General features: G+C 58.5%; 14 protein-coding genes. 9 read left to right on the top strand and 5 right to left on the bottom strand.

Going from position 1 to position 17,421, the window contains the following annotated elements; genetic code table 11:
• The first annotated feature begins 108 nt into the window (after positions 1-108).
• A complete protein-coding gene (locus ACYZT3_RS21910; RefSeq protein WP_282377153.1) occupies positions 109-1,044 on the top strand; it encodes a LysR family transcriptional regulator in 936 nt (311 codons plus the stop codon).
• A gap of 3 nt (positions 1,045-1,047) precedes the next feature.
• Here the strand turns inward: ACYZT3_RS21910 and ACYZT3_RS21915 are convergent, their stop codons facing one another.
• From ACYZT3_RS21915 to ACYZT3_RS21930, 4 genes are all read right to left on the bottom strand, one after another.
• Positions 1,048-1,413 carry a 5-carboxymethyl-2-hydroxymuconate Delta-isomerase gene (locus tag ACYZT3_RS21915; protein WP_282377155.1) on the bottom strand — a complete coding sequence of 122 codons (366 nt, stop codon included), beginning with the start codon at positions 1,411-1,413 and terminating at the stop codon, positions 1,048-1,050.
• A 57-nt stretch (positions 1,414-1,470) separates the two neighbouring features.
• Positions 1,471-2,397 carry a LysR family transcriptional regulator gene (locus tag ACYZT3_RS21920; RefSeq protein WP_282377156.1) on the bottom strand — a complete coding sequence of 309 codons (927 nt, stop codon included), beginning with the start codon at positions 2,395-2,397 and terminating at the stop codon, positions 1,471-1,473.
• 288 nt (positions 2,398-2,685) lie between these two features.
• A complete protein-coding gene (locus ACYZT3_RS21925; RefSeq protein WP_282377157.1) occupies positions 2,686-2,877 on the bottom strand; it encodes a YegP family protein in 192 nt (63 codons plus the stop codon).
• Between the two features lie 240 nt (positions 2,878-3,117).
• Complete coding sequence (locus ACYZT3_RS21930) at positions 3,118-3,444, bottom strand: hypothetical protein (protein WP_282377158.1); 327 nt, start codon at positions 3,442-3,444, stop codon at positions 3,118-3,120.
• 670 nt (positions 3,445-4,114) lie between these two features.
• Between ACYZT3_RS21930 and ACYZT3_RS21935 the strand changes: the two genes are divergently transcribed.
• The 4 genes from ACYZT3_RS21935 to ACYZT3_RS21950 all read left to right on the top strand — a co-directional run bounded on the left by ACYZT3_RS21935 (position 4,115) and on the right by ACYZT3_RS21950 (position 10,502).
• Complete coding sequence (locus tag ACYZT3_RS21935; RefSeq protein WP_462030755.1) at positions 4,115-4,774, top strand: DsbA family oxidoreductase; 660 nt, start codon at positions 4,115-4,117, stop codon at positions 4,772-4,774.
• A gap of 1 nt (position 4,775) precedes the next feature.
• Entirely contained in the window at positions 4,776-5,891 is a 1,116-nt protein-coding gene (locus tag ACYZT3_RS21940) for an efflux RND transporter periplasmic adaptor subunit (protein WP_282377160.1), read from the top strand.
• A gap of 46 nt (positions 5,892-5,937) precedes the next feature.
• Positions 5,938-9,024 carry a MexW/MexI family multidrug efflux RND transporter permease subunit gene (locus ACYZT3_RS21945; protein ID WP_282377161.1) on the top strand — a complete coding sequence of 1,029 codons (3,087 nt, stop codon included), beginning with the start codon at positions 5,938-5,940 and terminating at the stop codon, positions 9,022-9,024.
• Between the two features lie 89 nt (positions 9,025-9,113).
• Positions 9,114-10,502 (top strand): TolC family outer membrane protein, encoded by a 1,389-nt coding sequence (locus ACYZT3_RS21950; RefSeq protein WP_282377162.1) that lies wholly within the window; start codon positions 9,114-9,116, stop codon positions 10,500-10,502.
• Between the two features lie 33 nt (positions 10,503-10,535).
• Here ACYZT3_RS21950 and ACYZT3_RS21955 read toward each other — a convergent pair whose 3' ends face one another.
• Positions 10,536-11,453 (bottom strand): LysR family transcriptional regulator, encoded by a 918-nt coding sequence (locus tag ACYZT3_RS21955; RefSeq protein ID WP_282377163.1) that lies wholly within the window; start codon positions 11,451-11,453, stop codon positions 10,536-10,538.
• An 817-nt stretch (positions 11,454-12,270) separates the two neighbouring features.
• Between ACYZT3_RS21955 and ACYZT3_RS21960 the strand changes: the two genes are divergently transcribed.
• The 4 genes from ACYZT3_RS21960 (at position 12,271) to ACYZT3_RS21975 (ending at position 17,420) form a co-directional block, all read left to right on the top strand.
• Positions 12,271-13,470: a hydroxymethylglutaryl-CoA synthase gene (locus ACYZT3_RS21960; RefSeq protein WP_282377165.1), complete on the top strand. Its 1,200-nt coding sequence runs from the start codon at positions 12,271-12,273 to the stop codon at positions 13,468-13,470.
• On the top strand, positions 13,470-14,252 hold the full coding sequence (locus tag ACYZT3_RS21965; RefSeq protein WP_282377166.1) for an enoyl-CoA hydratase-related protein: 783 nt from the start codon (positions 13,470-13,472) through the stop codon (positions 14,250-14,252). The genes ACYZT3_RS21960 and ACYZT3_RS21965 overlap by 1 nt, the downstream gene beginning before the upstream one ends.
• A 100-nt stretch (positions 14,253-14,352) precedes the next feature.
• Positions 14,353-16,299 (top strand): asparagine synthase (glutamine-hydrolyzing), encoded by a 1,947-nt coding sequence (asnB, locus tag ACYZT3_RS21970; protein WP_462030756.1) that lies wholly within the window; start codon positions 14,353-14,355, stop codon positions 16,297-16,299.
• Complete coding sequence (locus ACYZT3_RS21975; protein ID WP_282377168.1) at positions 16,296-17,420, top strand: FAD-dependent monooxygenase; 1,125 nt, start codon at positions 16,296-16,298, stop codon at positions 17,418-17,420. The genes asnB and ACYZT3_RS21975 overlap by 4 nt, the downstream gene beginning before the upstream one ends.
• Position 17,421 lies beyond the last annotated feature (1 nt).

Below are 17,421 nucleotides of genomic sequence, written 5' to 3' on the forward strand. Positions count from 1 at the left end.
TTTCCATGAAAGTTCCTACAGGGCATTCTCCTGGCACCATCGTTCCGTTAGGATCACTCGCACAAGTTTGCGCACAGTCAGCGCAAGGAGCACAGCGAGACGGAACGGATGCTGAACAGTAACTTGCTTAGAAAGCTCGATATGCAGGACCTCATGGTGTTTATCGCTGTGTATGAGCAAAGCAGCGTCACCGGTGTATCCGAGGCGCTCTGCGTCAGCCAGTCCACTGTGAGCTACTGCCTGAAAAAACTGCGCACCAGTTTCAAAGACGAGCTATTCATCAATACCCGCGCGGGTATGCGCCCCACCTACAAAGCCAGCACCATGTACACCCACGTGCTGAAGATCCTCGAAAGCATCAACCTGTGTCACGCCGGTGCCCAGGCGTTCGACCCGACCCGGCAACCGGTCACCTTCAATATCTACGCACCTGAATACTTCGAGCAGTTGATCCTGCCGCGTCTGTTGAAAAGCTTCGATTTCGCCGACCTTCCGGTGATGGTCAACATGCACAAGTTCGAAACCGACATCCCGGCCGAAGAACTGCGCGACGGCAGCCTCGACCTGGTGATTTGCTTCGGCCCGAACTTTCATCGCAGTCACGGCGATTTCAAATCCCGGAGGCTGCTGGAAGATGACCTGGTCTGTGTCTTCGACAAACGGGCCACACCGCCGGAGCCGCGTTTAAGCCTGCAAGCCTTTGCAGAACGCCGGCACGTGTTCCCGACACCCTGGACATCCACCACCAACATGGTCGACGGCAGGCTGGCGCAGCAGGCGCAAAAAAGGCAGATCGTCGCGCGCTCCAACAGCTACAGCGCGGCACTGAAGATGATCACCGGTACCGACTTCATCGTGACCCTGCCTCGGCGCATCCAGCAACTGCTGGCCAACGAGGCAATCTTCAATCACTGCGAAGTGCCTGACGACTTGCCGGGTTTCAGCCTCGACATGCAGTGGAGCCAGAATGTCGATCAGGACAGTGCCAACACCTGGCTGCGCGAACAAGTGGTCAAAGCCTGCACCGAGCAGGAAATGACCTGAAACTCAGGGGCTGATGGCAATCTTGGTGTAGGACTCTCGATCGATGTCGAGGATTTCCACGGCCAACTGGACTTCAACGTCCATCGGCCATTCACACAAGTCCTGCACCACCGCCAGCAGACTTTCGGACAACTGCTTCTTGATCTGCGCCGAGCGACCGCTCAGCAGTGCCAGTTTCACATGCACGAAGGCCCGTTCACCTAACGCCGTGCCGACCTTGAACGACTCGACCTTCACCGCTCGGCTCTTGATGTCGTATTCGGCAGCAAACTCACCGGAAGCCACCAACGTATTGTTGAGCCGGATCAACGCCACGTCGGCATTGAGCTCGGGCAGGTTGGCGGTGTATTCCATGTGCAGGTGAGGCATGACTGAGCTCCTCAAGGTTGGCAGAAAGGTCATACATATAACACAGCGTTGCCCTACTCACTCGGGCAGCGGCAACACCGCACGTTCACTCATGAACGCCTCCAGCCTCGACCTCAACCAGCGCTCGGCGGGGTCGGTATCGACATGGCTGAGCCAGACCATCGACAGATCCAGTGTCGGTGTCTTGAACGGAAACGGCTCCTGGAACAGCTGGCCGGACGCCGCCATGGCCTCAGCCGTATAGTCCGGCAGGCTGGCGATCAGATCGGTGCCCGCGAGCAAAGCCGGCAGCGAGCTGTATTGCGGCACGGAAAGGACGACCTGACGCGTACGACCAATCTCCGCCAGCCACTCATCGGCATAACCACTGACATTGGCGGTGTGGGAAACCAGCACGTGCGGTCGCGCGCAATATTCATCGAGCGTCAGCGGTGTGTCCGATGCATCCGCGCGCAAAATGCTGGGCAGGATGTGCCGCAACAACTTGCGCTTGGCGTTGGCTGGCAAGCCACGGGTCTGGCTGATACCCACCGTGATATCGCCCGATGCCAGCAAATCCGGGATCCGCCAGTAATCGACATGCTGCACCACGAACACCACCTTCGGTGCCTCTTGGCGCAGGGCACGCAGCAACGGTGGCAACAGGCCAAACTCGACATCGTCCGACAGCCCGATTCGAAAGGTCATGGTGCTGCTGGCGGGGTCGAAATCATGGGTCAGGCTCAACGCCACCGACAACGAATCCAGGGCCGGCGACAGGTGCAGAATGATCTCCTCGGCCCGCGCCGTCGGCTCCATTCGATGGCCGACGCGAATGAACAGCGGATCGTTGAACATCGTGCGCAAGCGATTGAGCGCCGAACTGATGGTCGGCTGACCGAGAAACAACTTCTCCGCCACCCGGGTGACGTTGCGTTCGAGCATCAGCGTTTCAAACACCACCATCAGGTTGATGTCGGCCTTGCGTAGTTCGTTGCGATTCATCCACTGCCCCCGCTCCCAAATCTGATAACAGTTTAGGTAGGTGGCGCAATCGGCGTCTATGCGACTCAAGCAGTTTGCGTTTAATCCAAATTCAGACAGCGGCCTCGTCTTACATCCTCTTCCTGATTTCTTCGTTCATCTGGCGGCAAGCGCTTACGACTTTAAGCTCAGCAATGTTTAGGGCAAAGGCGTCTACGAACTGATCAAAAGAAAACTGGGACAGTCGCAACCGTAAGACCGCCCGGTTAAACGAAGCTACTCTGACTGAGCAGCTTCACCGCTTGAAGCCTAGATTTCCTTGACCGGCGTCTGATCGTGGGTCCCTTTGATCAAACTGATGGCATGCACACAATCAGCCTTGTTGACGTAAGCCTCCCCGCTGGCAATCGTTTCATTGTTTCCCGCCCTCAAACGCCACCGCCATTGACCTTTGCCAGTCTGTGCGATGCCACGGGTTTGCCTGTAAATCTCAAAATACATTGCTCGCTCCTTGCGATTGCTGATTACGGCAGATCAGTGACCTGCGAAACCAGAATAGATGAGGATTTTTTGAGGCAACGGGTTTCAATGTCAGCGGATATTTCGGAGAAATATCCTTGATTCGCGGGGCGGCCAATGGATACGGGGGTTGGTAAATAGAGTGACTGGGTTGAGTAAGTTTTCCCAGAAACTGGCTTAATTTTCTTACGCTGTAGCGTTACCTGTTCCGACGTCAGTTGACTAACTTTTCTGCTGAGTTGAATCGTCAGCTGACAAGGCCAGAGGCTGTTCCTGCATCAGCACTGGATCTTCCTCAAGTGGTGCTGCCGTAGTGGCGACTGGGTCAGGACGGGGTAGGAAACCCCGTACAACCCTATCAATCAGTGAAAGGATTCCATAGGTGATGAAGCCAAAGATAAGCCCGGCAACCACAATGCTCAAAGGATGAAGTTGCGCTGCGTCGGGGCTTTCCAACAGGTAGCGAAAAGCCTCAACAGCAACGGTCAGGCAGGCCGAAAATGCTGCCACCAGCTTCACAAACACCCAAAGACGTCGCCACCTGTTCATGCACTCCTCCGTCATCCGGTGATTTGCGCTGTATTCATGATAGCTAATGACCTGGATGCATCGTACTTTCTGAATCCGTCTGCGCTGACAGCCTGAGCAGCCCCGTTTCAACACACCCGCAGGTACTGCCTAGATTTCCTTCACCGACGTTTCGTTGTGGGCGCTTTTTATCAACCCGATCACGTGCAAGCAAGGCCCTTCCCGGTAAGCGGAGTGCCTCGCGACTGCCTGTAAATCTCAAAGTACATGGTTCGCTCCTTGCGACTGCTGATAACGACAGACTCCTGGTCTGTGCATGCAGAGTAGACGAGTGATTCAAGATTTAAGGGCGATCAAAAGTAAGCAAACACTGCTAAAAAAACACTCCATCTCGACGAAAGCCAACAGACACTGAGGCCAGTAAAAAGGGTAACTGAGTACAGTCACTTTTCAGGAAACATTACTTATTTTTCATACAGCGCCTATGCCGCATTCATCCCGACCTGCTCACGAAAAGCTCAGCACAAACAAGATCGCTCCGTGATTCCGCCCGACCCCATACCTGTCTACTACGACAGCTATCCGCCCGATGATGAGCACCATGGGTGGATATACCTCAAAAAAGTCGCTTTTTTGTTCATCACCCGCCAAGGGATAGTCCTGCCATCTCATTGATTTCAGGAAATCCCCCATGAAGCCTCTAAAAGTTGAATATTTTCATGATGTTGTGTGTGGCTGGTGCTTTGTACTGGGCCCTCGTTTGAAAGCGTTGAGCGAAGAGTTCGATCTGGATATCCAGCATCGCAGTTTCGTCCTGCAATCGAACAACGCGCAGATGATCCAGCGTTTCGGTTCGATGCCCCAGGCCAAGGAAGTGATCCTCCAGCACTGGGAACAGTGCGCAAATGCCGAAGAGGTCAAGCGCATCAATATCGAAGACATGCGCCAACAGGATTTTGAATACCCCTCGGGCCTGCTGGCCGCCAAAGCCTGTCAGACCGCCCAGTCCCTGGCCGGACCCAAGGCCCACGAACTGATGTTTGACCGCCTGCAGCACGCCCATCTGGTGGAGAGCCGCAACATCGGCAGCCTGCAGACCATCCTCGAAGTGGCCGAGGAGCAAGGCTTCACCGCGGAATACTTCGCCCAGTACCTGCACCAGCACGCGCTGAGTGACCTGGAAAACGATCTCGCCCGAGGCCTGGCCCTGAACATCAGCTCGGTGCCGAGCCTCGTGGTCGAAGGAATGTGGATGATACCGGGGGCTCTGTCGCTGGACATGCTGTGCGACAACTTCACACAAATGCAGCAAGCCATTGCTGACAACCTTCCGGTTCTCGAGGACAACTGAGATGAAAATGACTTATTGGCTCAGCGGCGGCACTGCGCTGGCAGCGGCGATCGGGATTGCCGCCTTCACCCCGCTGTTGGCCAGCGGCAAGGCCGACAAGCCTGTCGCATCAGTGGCCGCGCTGACCCCGGTGGCCGTGGCCAGCGTGGTGTCCGGCCCGATCCCGGTGGAGCTTTCCGGCGTCGGCACCCTCGAAGCGGTGAATCAGGTCCAGGTCTCGCCGGAAGTCGGCGGGCGGATCGTGCAACTGAACTTCACCTCCGGCAAAAGCGTCAGCGCCGGCCAGGTGCTGATCAAGCTCAATGATGAACCCGAGCAGGGTGACATGAGCAAGCTACAGGCCCAGGCCAAGAACGCCCGGCTGGCCCTGGAGCGCACCCGCAAAGTCTTGCTGCTGGCCTCCACGCAATCGCAACTGGATCAGGCTCAGGCCAATTATGACCAAGTGCGCGGGGATATCGCCGGCGTCCAGGCGGTGATCAATCAGAAGACCATCCGCGCACCGTTCGCCGGGGTCCTGGGTATTCGCCGGGCCAACCTGGGCCAGTACCTCAACCCCGGTGATCCGGTGGTGACCCTGACCGATCTCTCGCGCCTGTTCGTCAACTTCCCGATGCCGGAACAGACCGCGGCCCAGTTGCAACCTGGCCAAGAGGTCCATTTGCGCGTCGACGCCTACCCGGACCGGTTGTTCAAGGCCATTGTCAGCACCCTCGAACAGCAGATCGATCCAGGCGCCCGCTCCATGCAGGTCCAGGCCACGCTGGACAATCCTGACCTATTGCTCAAACCGGGGATGTTCGCCGACGTCACGATTTCATTGCCCAACCCGACCACCGCCCTGACCGTGCCGGAAACCGCGATCAACTACACCGCCTACGGCAACTCGGTGTTTGTGGTGCGCGACAATGGCGGCCAACTGAAGGTCGAGCAGGTGTTCGTCAAGGTCGGCCCCCGTCATCGCGATCGCATCGTCGTACTCGATGCGATCAAACCCGGTGAGCGCGTGGTGATTTCCGGCCAGATCAAGCTGAGCAATGGCATGCCGGTGCGCATCACCGAGGATGCCATGGCCCAGAACAATGGCCCGCTCCTGGATATGGCGCAAAAGCAATGAAGCGTTCCCTTCGCCAACGAGCAACAGAAGAAGGCTCTGTTCCGGTATGAAATTCACCGACCTGTTTATTCGTCGTCCCGTGCTGACGCTGGTGGTCAGCGCGCTGATCGTGATGCTCGGCGTTCTGGCGCTGCTCAATCTGCCGATACGCCAGTATCCGGCACTGGAAAGCGCAACCATCACCGTCACCACCAACTATCCCGGCGCCCGCTCCTCGCTGATGCAGGGGTTCGTCACCCAACCGATTTCCCAGGCGGTGGCCTCGGTCGACGGGGTCGATTACCTGACGTCCAGCTCGACTCAAGGCAAGAGCCTGATCAGCATCCGCCTGAAACTCAACGCCGACTCCAACAAGGCGCTGACGGAAATCATGGCGGCGGTCAATCAGGTGAAGTACCGCCTGCCCGAAGGCGCCTATGACTCGGTGATCGCCAAATCCTCCGGCGAAGGCACAGCGGTGATCTACATCGGTTTCTCCAGCAAGGATATCAGCCTGCCGGCCATTACCGATTACCTGTCGCGGGTGATCCAGCCGTTGTATTCCTCCATCGACGGCGTCGCCAATGCCGAAGTGCTTGGCGGTCAGACCCTGGCGATGCGCCTGTGGCTGGACCCGGTGCGCATGGCGGCGCGTAATATCTCCGCCAGCGACGTGGCCGAGGCGATCCGCAAGAACAACTTCCAGGCAGCCCCCGGCCAGACCAAGGGTGCATACGTTTCGGCCAACATCAACATCAACACCGATCTGACCAGTGTCGAGCAGTTTCGACAGTTGGTGATCAAGAGCAAGGGCGACACGCTGATCCGTCTGAGTGACATCGGCACTGCCGAGCTGGGCGCCACCGCCTATGAAACCAGCGGCATCATGGACGGTGAGAAGAGCGTCTTCATCGGCCTGCACCCGACGCCCAGCGGCAACCCGTTGACCATCGTCAAAGGGGTCGAGGACATGATGCCTCAAGTGCAGAAAACCCTGCCGCCGGGCATGACCATGAACATCGTTTTCGAGGTCGCGCGCTTTATCAAGGCGTCCATCGACGAAGTGATGCGCACCTTGCTGGAAGCGGTGGTCATCGTTGCCGTGGTGATTTTCCTGTTCCTCGGTTCGATGCGCACGGTACTGATTCCACTGGTGACGATTCCGCTGTCGCTGGTCGGCGCCGCGGCGATGATGAGCCTGTTCGGCTTCAGCATTAACCTGCTGACCCTGTTGTCGATGGTGCTGGCGATCGGGCTGGTGGTGGACGACGCCATTGTGGTGGTGGAGAACGTCCACCGACATATTGAGTCAGGCAAGTCACCGCTGCATGCGGCGATGGTGGGAGCACGGGAAATCAGTGGTCCAGTGATCGCCATGACCATCACCCTCGCGGCGGTTTACGCACCCATCGGCCTGATGGGCGGCCTCACGGGCGCACTGTTCAAAGAGTTCGCCTTTACCCTCGCAGGGGCGGTGATCGTCTCCGGGATCGTTGCCTTGACGCTGTCGCCGCTGATGAGCTCGTTGCTGCTCACCAGCAAGTCCAACGAAGGCGTGATGGCCCGTGGCGCGGAACGGTTCTTCCACTGGCTGGGCGACAAGTACGGCCGGGTGCTGGACTTCTCGTTGCACCATTCGTGGATCACCGCTGTGATTGCCGTGCTGGTGTTCGCCAGCCTGCCATTTCTCTACCTCAACGCCCAGCGTGAACTCGCCCCCGGCGAAGACCAGGCACAAGTGCTGGCGGTGGCCAAGGCCCCGCAATACGCCAACATCGACTACACCGAAACCTACTCGCGCAAACTCGATACCTTGCTGGGCACCTACCCGGAAACCGACATGACCTGGGTCGTGGTCGGCAACGACGGACCACGTAGCGCATTCGGCGGCGCCAACCTCAGCGAATGGGACAAACGCACCCGCAGCGCCGACACCATTCAGGCCCAGGTGCAGCAGGAAGCGAACGAGATCGAAGGCATGAGCATCTTTGCCTTCCAACTGCCCTCATTACCGGGTTCCACCGGTGGCCTGCCGGTGCAGATGGTGATTCAGAGCTCCCAGGATCACCGCGTGGTGTTCGAAGAACTGGAACGCATCAAGCAAGCGGCGCGCGCTAGCGGACTGTTCGCTGTAGTCGACAGCGATCTGGACTTCAACAGCCCGCTGGTCAACATCAAGATCGACCGTACCAAGGCCAACGATCTGGGCATCAGCATGCAGGCGATCGGTGATTCACTGGCGGTGCTGGTGGGCGAAAACTACATCAACCGCTTCGCCCTCAATGGTCGGGCCTACGATGTGATCCCGCAGGTGCCGCGCAACCAGCGCATGTCCGGCGAGCTGCTGGTGGGCCAATACGTCGAGGCGGCCAACGGCGCACACATTCCGCTGTCGACACTGGTCAGTTTCGAGATGGCGGTGGAAGCGAACAAGCTGACCCAGTTCAACCAGCTGAACTCGGCCACCCTGCAAGCCGTTCCGGCGCCCGGTGTCAGCATCGGCGATGCGGTAAAATTCCTGACCGCGCAAGCCCAGACATTGCCTGCCGGCTTTACCCATGACTGGCTGTCGGATGCCCGCCAATTCGTTCAGGAAGGCGGCGCGTTGATGATCACCTTCGCCTTCGCGATTCTGGTGATCTACCTGGTACTGGCAGCGCAATTCGAGAGCCTGCGCGATCCGTTGGTGATTCTGATCAGTGTGCCGTTGTCGATCTGCGGCGCGTTGATTCCGCTGTACCTGGGCTACGCCACCGTCAATATCTATACCCAGATCGGGTTGGTGACGCTGATCGGTCTGATCAGCAAGCACGGGATCCTGATGGTCGAGTTCGCCAACGAACTGCAACAGAACCAGCAACTCGACCGGCGCACAGCCATCGAGCAGGCGGCGCTTATCCGTTTGCGGCCGATTCTGATGACCACCGCCGCCATGGTGGTGGGGCTGATCCCACTGCTGCTGGCCAGCGGTGCGGGTGCCCACAGCCGATTCAGCCTGGGTCTGGTGATTGTGGTCGGGATGCTGGTGGGCACGCTGTTCACGCTGTTCATCCTGCCCACCGTTTATACCTACCTGGCCAAGGATCACCGAGCCGCTCAGCACTCGGCCCGCAATCAGGAACTCAGCCAGGTCAGCAACGCCCTGACGGACTGATTCCGCCCCCAACTGTTTTCATCTCGCCACCTGCCGCAGAACCCGCACCGGGTTCTGCGGGACAGGCTGGCCGAAAAAGAGTACCTGTCATGTTCAGATTGTCTTTGATAACCCTGCTGATCTTCGCCACCCAGGCCAACGCCGTTGAAACGTCCCCACGCAGCACACTGATGTCGGTGTACAGCCAGGTCGTGGAACACAACAGCGAATTAGCCGCCGCTCAGGAAGACTACTTCGCCCGCCGCGAAGCCGTGCCCCAGGCACGGGCCGACCTGTTGCCACAGATAGACCTGCAAGCCCTGAACGGCAGCACCCGGACCAACCTGCATGATGTCGACACACGCAACGGCAGCCTGTACCGCGTGACATTGAACCAGCCGCTGTTCGATGCCGCGCACTGGTTCAACCTCAAGTCTGCCCACGCCCTGAGCGAACAGGCTCAACTGGACTTCTCCACCGTCCAGCAAGGGCTGGTACTCAAGACCGCCCAGAGCTATTTCGACACGCTGCTGGCCGAAGACACCCTGGCCGCCACCAAAGCCGAACTGCGCGCTTTCGAGCGTCAGTTGAACCAGACCCGGCAACGCTACGACGCCGGCCTCTCGGACCAGAACGATGTGCTTTCGGCGCAGGCCAGCTACGACCGCTCCCATGCCAGCGTGATCAATGCCCAGCGCCTGACCGACGATGCTTACCAGGCGCTGAATCGCCTGACCGGCCAGCCTCAGGCACCCTTGATCGGCATCCGCCATACCCTCCCTGTCGAACCACCGGTGCCCAACGAAGCCCAGTCCTGGGTTGACCAGGCGCTGACGCAAAACCTGCGCCTGCGTGCCAGTCAGCTGAGAACCCAGGCGGCACAGGAAAACCTGCGCAGCAAAAAAGCCGAACACTTACCTACCTTGGGATTGCAATTGGGGTATTCCGAGGGTGACGCCGATGTGATGGACAACCCACCTGCCTTCGGCCAGCGCGGCGGTAATGAGAAACAGAGTTCAGTGCTGCTGAACTTCAAGCTGCCGCTGTACAGCGGTGGACGCACCAGCTCTCGGGTTCGCGAGGCTTATCACCGTTTCGACGAAAGCGAATACGACCAGACCAGCCTGCAACGGGAGGTGGTCGAGGCCTCACGCAATGCCTTTCGTTCGGTCAACAGCGAGCGCGAACAGGTGCGCGCGTTGCGCCAGACTATCATCTCCAGCCAAGGCGCGTTACACGCGACGGAAGTCGGCTATGAAGTGGGTAACCGCAACATCGTCGACATCCTGTCCGCCCAGCGTGATCTGTACAACGCGGTACGCGAATACAACCTGGCCCGCTACAGCTACATCCTCAGCGGCCTGCGCCTGAAGCTTGCGGCCGGAACCTTGAGCCCCGCTGACCTGCAAAGTCTGGCGCAGTACCTGAAACCTGATTACGACCCCGACAAGGACTTCCTGCCGGCAGACCTGGCGCAACAAGACGTCAAGACACTCTGAGGAAAGCCCGCTTGCCACAGGTGGGTCACGGTTTCAGAGTGCCAGGGCCTCGGATTTGTCACTCTTGATGCCCTGGCACAGCTCGCGAATGATGTCGGTCATCAGCCGGACTTCCGGGTTGAGCTTGTACTCTTCCGGGAAGCCCATATACATCGGCACTTCGCGTTCACGCTGATGACACAGTGGCACCGTGCGCAACTGACCACCCGCCAGCTTCTCGCTGACCATGTGCTCCGGCAGCCAGGCAAAGCCCAGGCCTCGTTCGACAAAGGTCAGCGCGGTGCTCAGGTTGCTCACGGTCCAGCGCTGCGACGTGCCGAGCCAACCGCTGTTCTGCGAGGTGCGCATGCCCGAATCGCGAATCACGATTTGTCGGTAGTCTTTCATGTCGGTAAGGCTCAGCTCGCCGTTGAAATGGGCCAGTGAGTGATCGGACGCCACGACGCACAGCAGCGAGACGTTGAGCAAGAATTCCTGCATATAGCCCGCCGGCAGACTGCTGGCGATGCCCAGCTCGACCTTGCCGTCTTCCAGCAGTTCGCGTGCGCCGGACAACGCCGTTTCGTACAGCCGGATACGGTGCCCTTGCAAGACGGAGGAAAACCGGAACAGCGCCTGCTCCAGCAAATCGGCGGGAAACAGCATGTCGACCGCCAGCGCGTGTTCGGTAAACAGCCCCGGCTGGTACTGATTGGCCAGTCGCTCAAGTTTTTGCGCCGAGCCCAGCAAGTGCTTGGCCTGAGGCAGCAGGGCTTGGCCCAGAGGCGTCAATACCGCCCTGCGCCCCTCGATCAGGAACAGTTCCTGACCCAGCAGGGCTTCCATGCGATTGACCGAATGGCTGATGGCCGACTGCGACTTGAACATGTGCTCGCCAGCCTGCTGGAAACCGCCACACTCAACCGTAGAAACAAAAGCCTGCCACTGGTCGAGACTGATCTTGGAAAACATTCGAACCTCCTTGTCCGTATCAGGTAAAAATCAGAGCTACTGCGACGTGGCGTTTTACCACAAAAAACCCTCTCGCCCTACTCAATCGACGCGCTCGACTCGTGCGTGCTCACTGTCGATCCGTGTCGTTTTAGAACACATGAAAACAATGATTGGTTTGACTCAATTTAATTCACTTTTCCAGACCCGTTCTTTACCTTTATCACTGTTACCCGCCGCGAACAAAACAATAGGACTCGCGCTCCAAACACCGCTATCGCGCGACACGCAGAAGTTCATTTTGGAGAAAACAAACCAGCGCCACAGGTTAGTTTAAAAAACACAGCCCCTGTCAACTTCCCTGCCACTGACTGGTCATTCCAGTGGGTGCGTAGTCTATTGCCTTGTTATTTAAGTCTCCTGAATGACTCCCTTCTTTAGCGTCCTCCTCCCCCGGGCTATTGCCAGAACCAGAAACCTTGTTTTTCCGAAGGACAAATCGGCAAATACCTTAAGCATTACCTTATAACTTTTCTGTCACATCCAGCCTCTACGGTTGTTCATAAAACAGCCACATCGGTGCCGTGCGCAGCAGAATCACCGATTTTTATATGAATAAAGCCTGCGCCAAAACTGCGCATGATGACTGAAGGCTGCCTAAAAAACATTCACATGCATAAGCGTAATGAAAAACATGAAGGGAGGTACTGGATCCGATCTGAATATTTCGCTTTTCCAGCTTGAGAGGATTACGGTAATAATTTGTCGTCATTTGATTTCTTAATAAATCGACGCCGCACTGCAGAACACCAACACCTCACCTATGGAATAAAAGATCATGGAATTGAACATGAAGATCGGCATCGATGACATTGGGTTGTATGTACCGGAGCACTTTTTCCCGCTTCACGAACTTGCCGTGCGGCATAACATTGATCCCAACAAATACCTGGTGGGTATCGGTCAGGAATTCATGGCGGTTCCAGCGCCTGACGAAGACATCGTCAGCATGGCCGCAAACGCCACCCAACCGCTGCTGACCGACGATCTGAGAGCGTCCATTTCGACCGTCATCCTGGCAACCGAGAGTGGTATCGACCAGTCCAAGTCCGCCGGGCTTTTCGTGCACCGGATGCTGGGGCTCAAAGCCGATTGCCGAGTCATCGAGTTCAAACAGGCGTGCTACGGCGCGACCGCCGGCCTGCAAATGGCCTGTGCACTGGTGCGTCAGCGTCCAAACGAAAAAATCCTGCTGATTGCCTCGGACATCGCCCGCTACAAACAGGACTCGGAAGGCGAATGCACCCAAGGCGCCGGGGCTATCGCGATGATCATCGCCAAGGACCCGCGCATTCTGGAAATTCACCCGCATGAGGGTAAATACAGCCTGGACGTCATGGATTTCTGGCGTCCGAACTTCGCCTCCACCGCGTTTGTCGACGGCAAGCTGTCGATCGATATTTACATGGAATCGCTCAAGCATTCCTGGGAGAACTACCGCAATGACGGTGGCCTGGCGCTCACCGATTTGAGTTACCTGTGCTTCCATCAACCGTTCACCAAAATGGCCAAGAAAGCCTTTTCGGTGTTCGAAACCCTGGAGCCAGCCGCAGCCGCCGCGCTCGGCGAAAGCAGCTACGCCGACAGCCAGATCTACGGTAAAGCCATCGGCAACTGCTACACCGCTTCGCTCTACATCGCACTGTTGTCACTGCTGGAAAACAACGCGCAAGACCTCTCTGGCAAAAACATCGGCCTGTTCAGCTATGGCTCCGGCAGTGTCGGCGAGTTCTTCTCCGGCACGGTGGTCAAGGGCTACGCAAACCATTCGCGCAAGCACTTCCACGCCAACATGCTCGAGCGCCGCACACAGCTGGAACACGCGCAGTACACCGACTGGTTCTATGGCGACAAACAAAGCGATGCCGAAACCTATCAAACGCCACGCATCAGCAGCGCCAGCTATCGCTTCGCCGGTACCGAAGGCTATCGCCGGCTGTATGAAGAAAACACTCAGCAAGCCTTGAGAGTCGCGTAATGAGTGAGGTTCTGCTGAGCTGGATCAATCCAGACGTGGCCTGCCTGACACTGAACAGGCCCCATGCAGGCAACGCGCTGAACGAAGCACTGTTGCTGCAACTGGCCGAGCATCTCGAGCTGCTGGCCAGCCAGGATGACCTTCGGGCCCTGGTGCTCGATGGGGAGGGAACGCACTTTTGCACCGGCGCAGACCTGCACTGGATGCGCCGCAGCCTGGAGTTCCGTCACGCGCAAAACCTGGACGATGCGGAACGCCTGGCCATCGTGCTACAGCGGCTCGACGAGTTCCCGGTTCCGGTGCTCGCCCTGGCCAAGGGCTCGGTGTTCGGCGGCGCCCTGGGCTTGATCAGCTGCGCCGACTATGTGCTCGCCAGCAGCGATGCGCGGTTCTCGTTCAGCGAGGCCCGCCTGGGGTTGGTCCCCGCATTGATCAGCCCCTATGTGGTACGCGCCATCGGTATGCGCCAGGCCCGGCACTACATGCTGTCGGCCGAGATTTTCGATACCGCCAGCGCCGTGCACCTCGGCCTGGTGCATCGACAGACCGCGACCTCGGCACTCCACAGCAGTCGCGATCAGTGGCTTGGGCATATCCACAAAGGCGGGCCGCAAGCCTGCCGCGAAATAAAAACCATGCTGCGCCGACTGGGCAAACACGACGGTCTGCTTGAGGAGCAGCCCGACAACCTTCGCCTGATCGCCAAGGTGCGCACCTCCTCCGAAGGACAGGCCGGCCTGAATGCGTTTTTCAACAATCGCAAACCTGATTGGGCCCTCTGAAACATCGCCCCGGACCCTGCGTGAACACTCGGTCCACGGGCACGGAGCAAACGCAGTGAAACGTCGCCAACATTATTGATGTTCTCAAGGAAAAATTTTTATGTGTGGTTTTATCGGTATGTATCAAGCCGCTCCAGGAGCCATGTCCGAACAGGCCATGGCCGACGCCCTTAAGAGCATCAACCATCGCGGTCCGGACGAAAGCAGTGTATGGCACGATCCGGCGGGTCGTGCGGCCCTGGGCCATACGCGCTTGAGCATCATCGGTCTGGACAATGGCGCACAACCTATCGTTGCCGACGAAGGCGACCTCGTGATCGTAGTCAACGGCGAACTCTATGACCATGAGCGTATTCGCCTGGAACTGGAAGCCGAAGGCTGCGTATTCAAGACCGAATCCGACAGCGAAATCGCCTTGCACCTGTACCGTCGCTACGGCATGGCCGGCTTGAAGCACCTGCGCGGCGAGTTCGCGTTCGTGCTGTTCGACCGCCAACGTCGCCTGATACTGGCGGTGCGTGATCGTCTGGGCATCAAGCCGCTGTTCTACACCCAACACGAAGGCACTTGGTATTTCGCCTCGGAAGTCAAAGCCATCCTCGCGGCCGGCGTGCCTTGCGAGTGGGATGAAGATGCTTACGCGAGCCGCGCGTTCTACCTGCGCGACCATACCCTGTTCAAGGGCGTGCGCAGCGTCAAACCCGGTTCCTGGGTGCTGGTGGATAACGGCGGCATGCAGAGCGGCCGTTACTGGGACATGGAGTTCGCCCGCAAGGATGCGCCAGACCCTACCGACGAGCAGGGCATGATCGAAGCGATTCGCTCGGCCGTCGAAGAATCGGTGCGCCTGCGCCTGCGTGCCGACGTGCCAATCGGTGTCTACCTGAGCGGCGGCATCGATTCCTCGGCGATGCTCGGGCTCGCCACGCAGCTGACAGGCAAACCCCTGGATGCGTTCAACCTGTCGTTCACCGACATGGAAGACTACGACGAAAACCGTTTCGCCCGCCTGGCCGCCGAGCACAACGGCGCACGCTTCCACACTATCGAAATTACCCAGGATGACCTGGCGGACAATTTCGAACAGGCGCTGTGGCACAACGAAACACCCTTCTTCAATGCCCACGGCGTGGCCAAGTACATCCTCAGCCAGGAAGTGCGCAAGGCCGGCATGAAAGTCGTGCTCACCGGTGAGGGCGCCGATGAAGTGTTCGCCGGTTACCCGCACTTCCGTCGTGACATGCTGCTGTACAACGTCGAACGCCAGGACCCGCAGGTCATCAGCAAGCTGCGCCAGCGCATCCAGAAAAGCGAACAGGGCTACACCCGTTCCGAGATGCCGGATGACATTCACTGGATGATCAATCAGCTCAACCACGGTGTGTCCTGGCTGGACAACCAGGCCGGCTGGTTCAAGGCGCTGGAAAGCCTGTACAGCAGTGACTTCCGTGATCACTTCAGCGGGATCGACCCGTATCGCCAGTTCTTCGACCGCCTCGATCACAGCCAGCTCGAAGGTCGCGACCCGGTGCATAAATCGATGTACCTCTGGGCCAAGTCGTACCTGCCAAACTTCGTGCTGACCACCCTGGGCGATCGCATGGAAATGGCCAACAGCATCGAAGGTCGCGTACCGCTGCTCGATCACCACGTGGTCGAGCTGGCCTGCAAGATGCCGGTCTGGATGAAAGTCCGTGGCTCGACCGAGAAGTTCATCTTCCGCGAAGCCATGCGCCCTTACCTGCCGCAAGCCTTGTATGAGCGCAAGAAGCATTACTTCCGTGCACCACCGGCCACGCTGCAGCAGCAAGGTCGTCTGTATCAACTGGTGCAGGACGTGCTGCACGGCAGCGAGCTGGACAACCTGCCGTTCTTCGATGCGGCAAAAGTCCGTCAGTTGCTCGATCGTCTGCCAGGCCTGACGCCACTGGAACAAGGCCTGCTCGATCCGATGCTGATGGAGCTGACCAGCCTCTGCCTGTTGCAGCGTCGCTACAAGATGCAAGCCACCGTCAACCCGCAGAGGATACGAGGAGTCGCTGCATGAAAATCGCGATCATTGGCGCAGGCCTCAATGGCCTCGCCTGTGCGCTGATGCTCAAACGCTTCGGGCTGTCCTGTACGGTGTATGAACGCAGCCTGGGTCCTCGGGACTCAGGTACCGGGATCTACGTCTGGCCCCAAGGCGTGCAAGTGCTGCGCTTTTTGTTCAATAGCCGCGAGTTCCTGGAGCAGGGCAAGGCGATCGAGTTCCTCGACACCTACTCACGCGAAGGCCAGTTGATCCACAGCCAGCCGGTGCGACCGAGCGGGCTGGGGATCCCCGCACCGGCAATGATGTTCCGGCGTACCGAGCTGTTCCGCCTGCTGTTGCAGGAACTGGGCGACGGCGCCGTGCGCTTTCAGATGGGCTGCAACCGCTTGCAGGATCTGGGACAAAAGACCCGGGTGAGCTTCAGCGACAACAGTGAGGAAGACTTCGACCTGGTGATCGGCGCCGACGGCGTCGGTTCCACCGTGCGCGAATTCATCAACCCGAACCTTGCGCCTTACGACACCGGTCTGGTGGCCAGCCGCGGCATGGTGGATTTCGGTTCGGACCTGCTCAAGTCCGATCGCTGCCAGATCTTCACCTCGGCCTTCTCGCGCGTGGTGACATACCCGCTGGATGCCCACAGTAACTATCGCTACTGGTTCGCCGCGTATCAGCATCATCACCAGCCCCTGCATGATCGGGCCGGCTTGCTGAAGCTGTTCGCCGAGCTGCCGAGCGAGGTGGTACGGATGATCGCCGCCACCGAGGAGTCGGAGATTCTCACCCACAAGATGACAGCCCTGACCGGCGACGGCGCCTGGCAACGTTCACGGGTGGTGATGCTCGGCGACAGTATCCACGCGATGCTGCCGACCCTCGGCTATGGCCTGACCCTGGGTCTTGAGAACGGCTTCATGCTGGCCCAGGCGCTGATCGGCCATTGCGACGACAACCTCGACAGCGCACTGCAACGCTACGAGATTCGCGCCGCGGAGCGCTCACGGTCGATGCTCAAGGTGATGAGCGACATGACGGATCTGTATTACTTCGAAGAAGACCGAGCCATGACACCGACGCGCATCTCCCCCATCGTCAACCGCTTCCAGGACCTGGCCCTGACCACGGTTTTTTGAG

The organism is Pseudomonas sp. MDT1-16, from assembly GCF_054898115.1.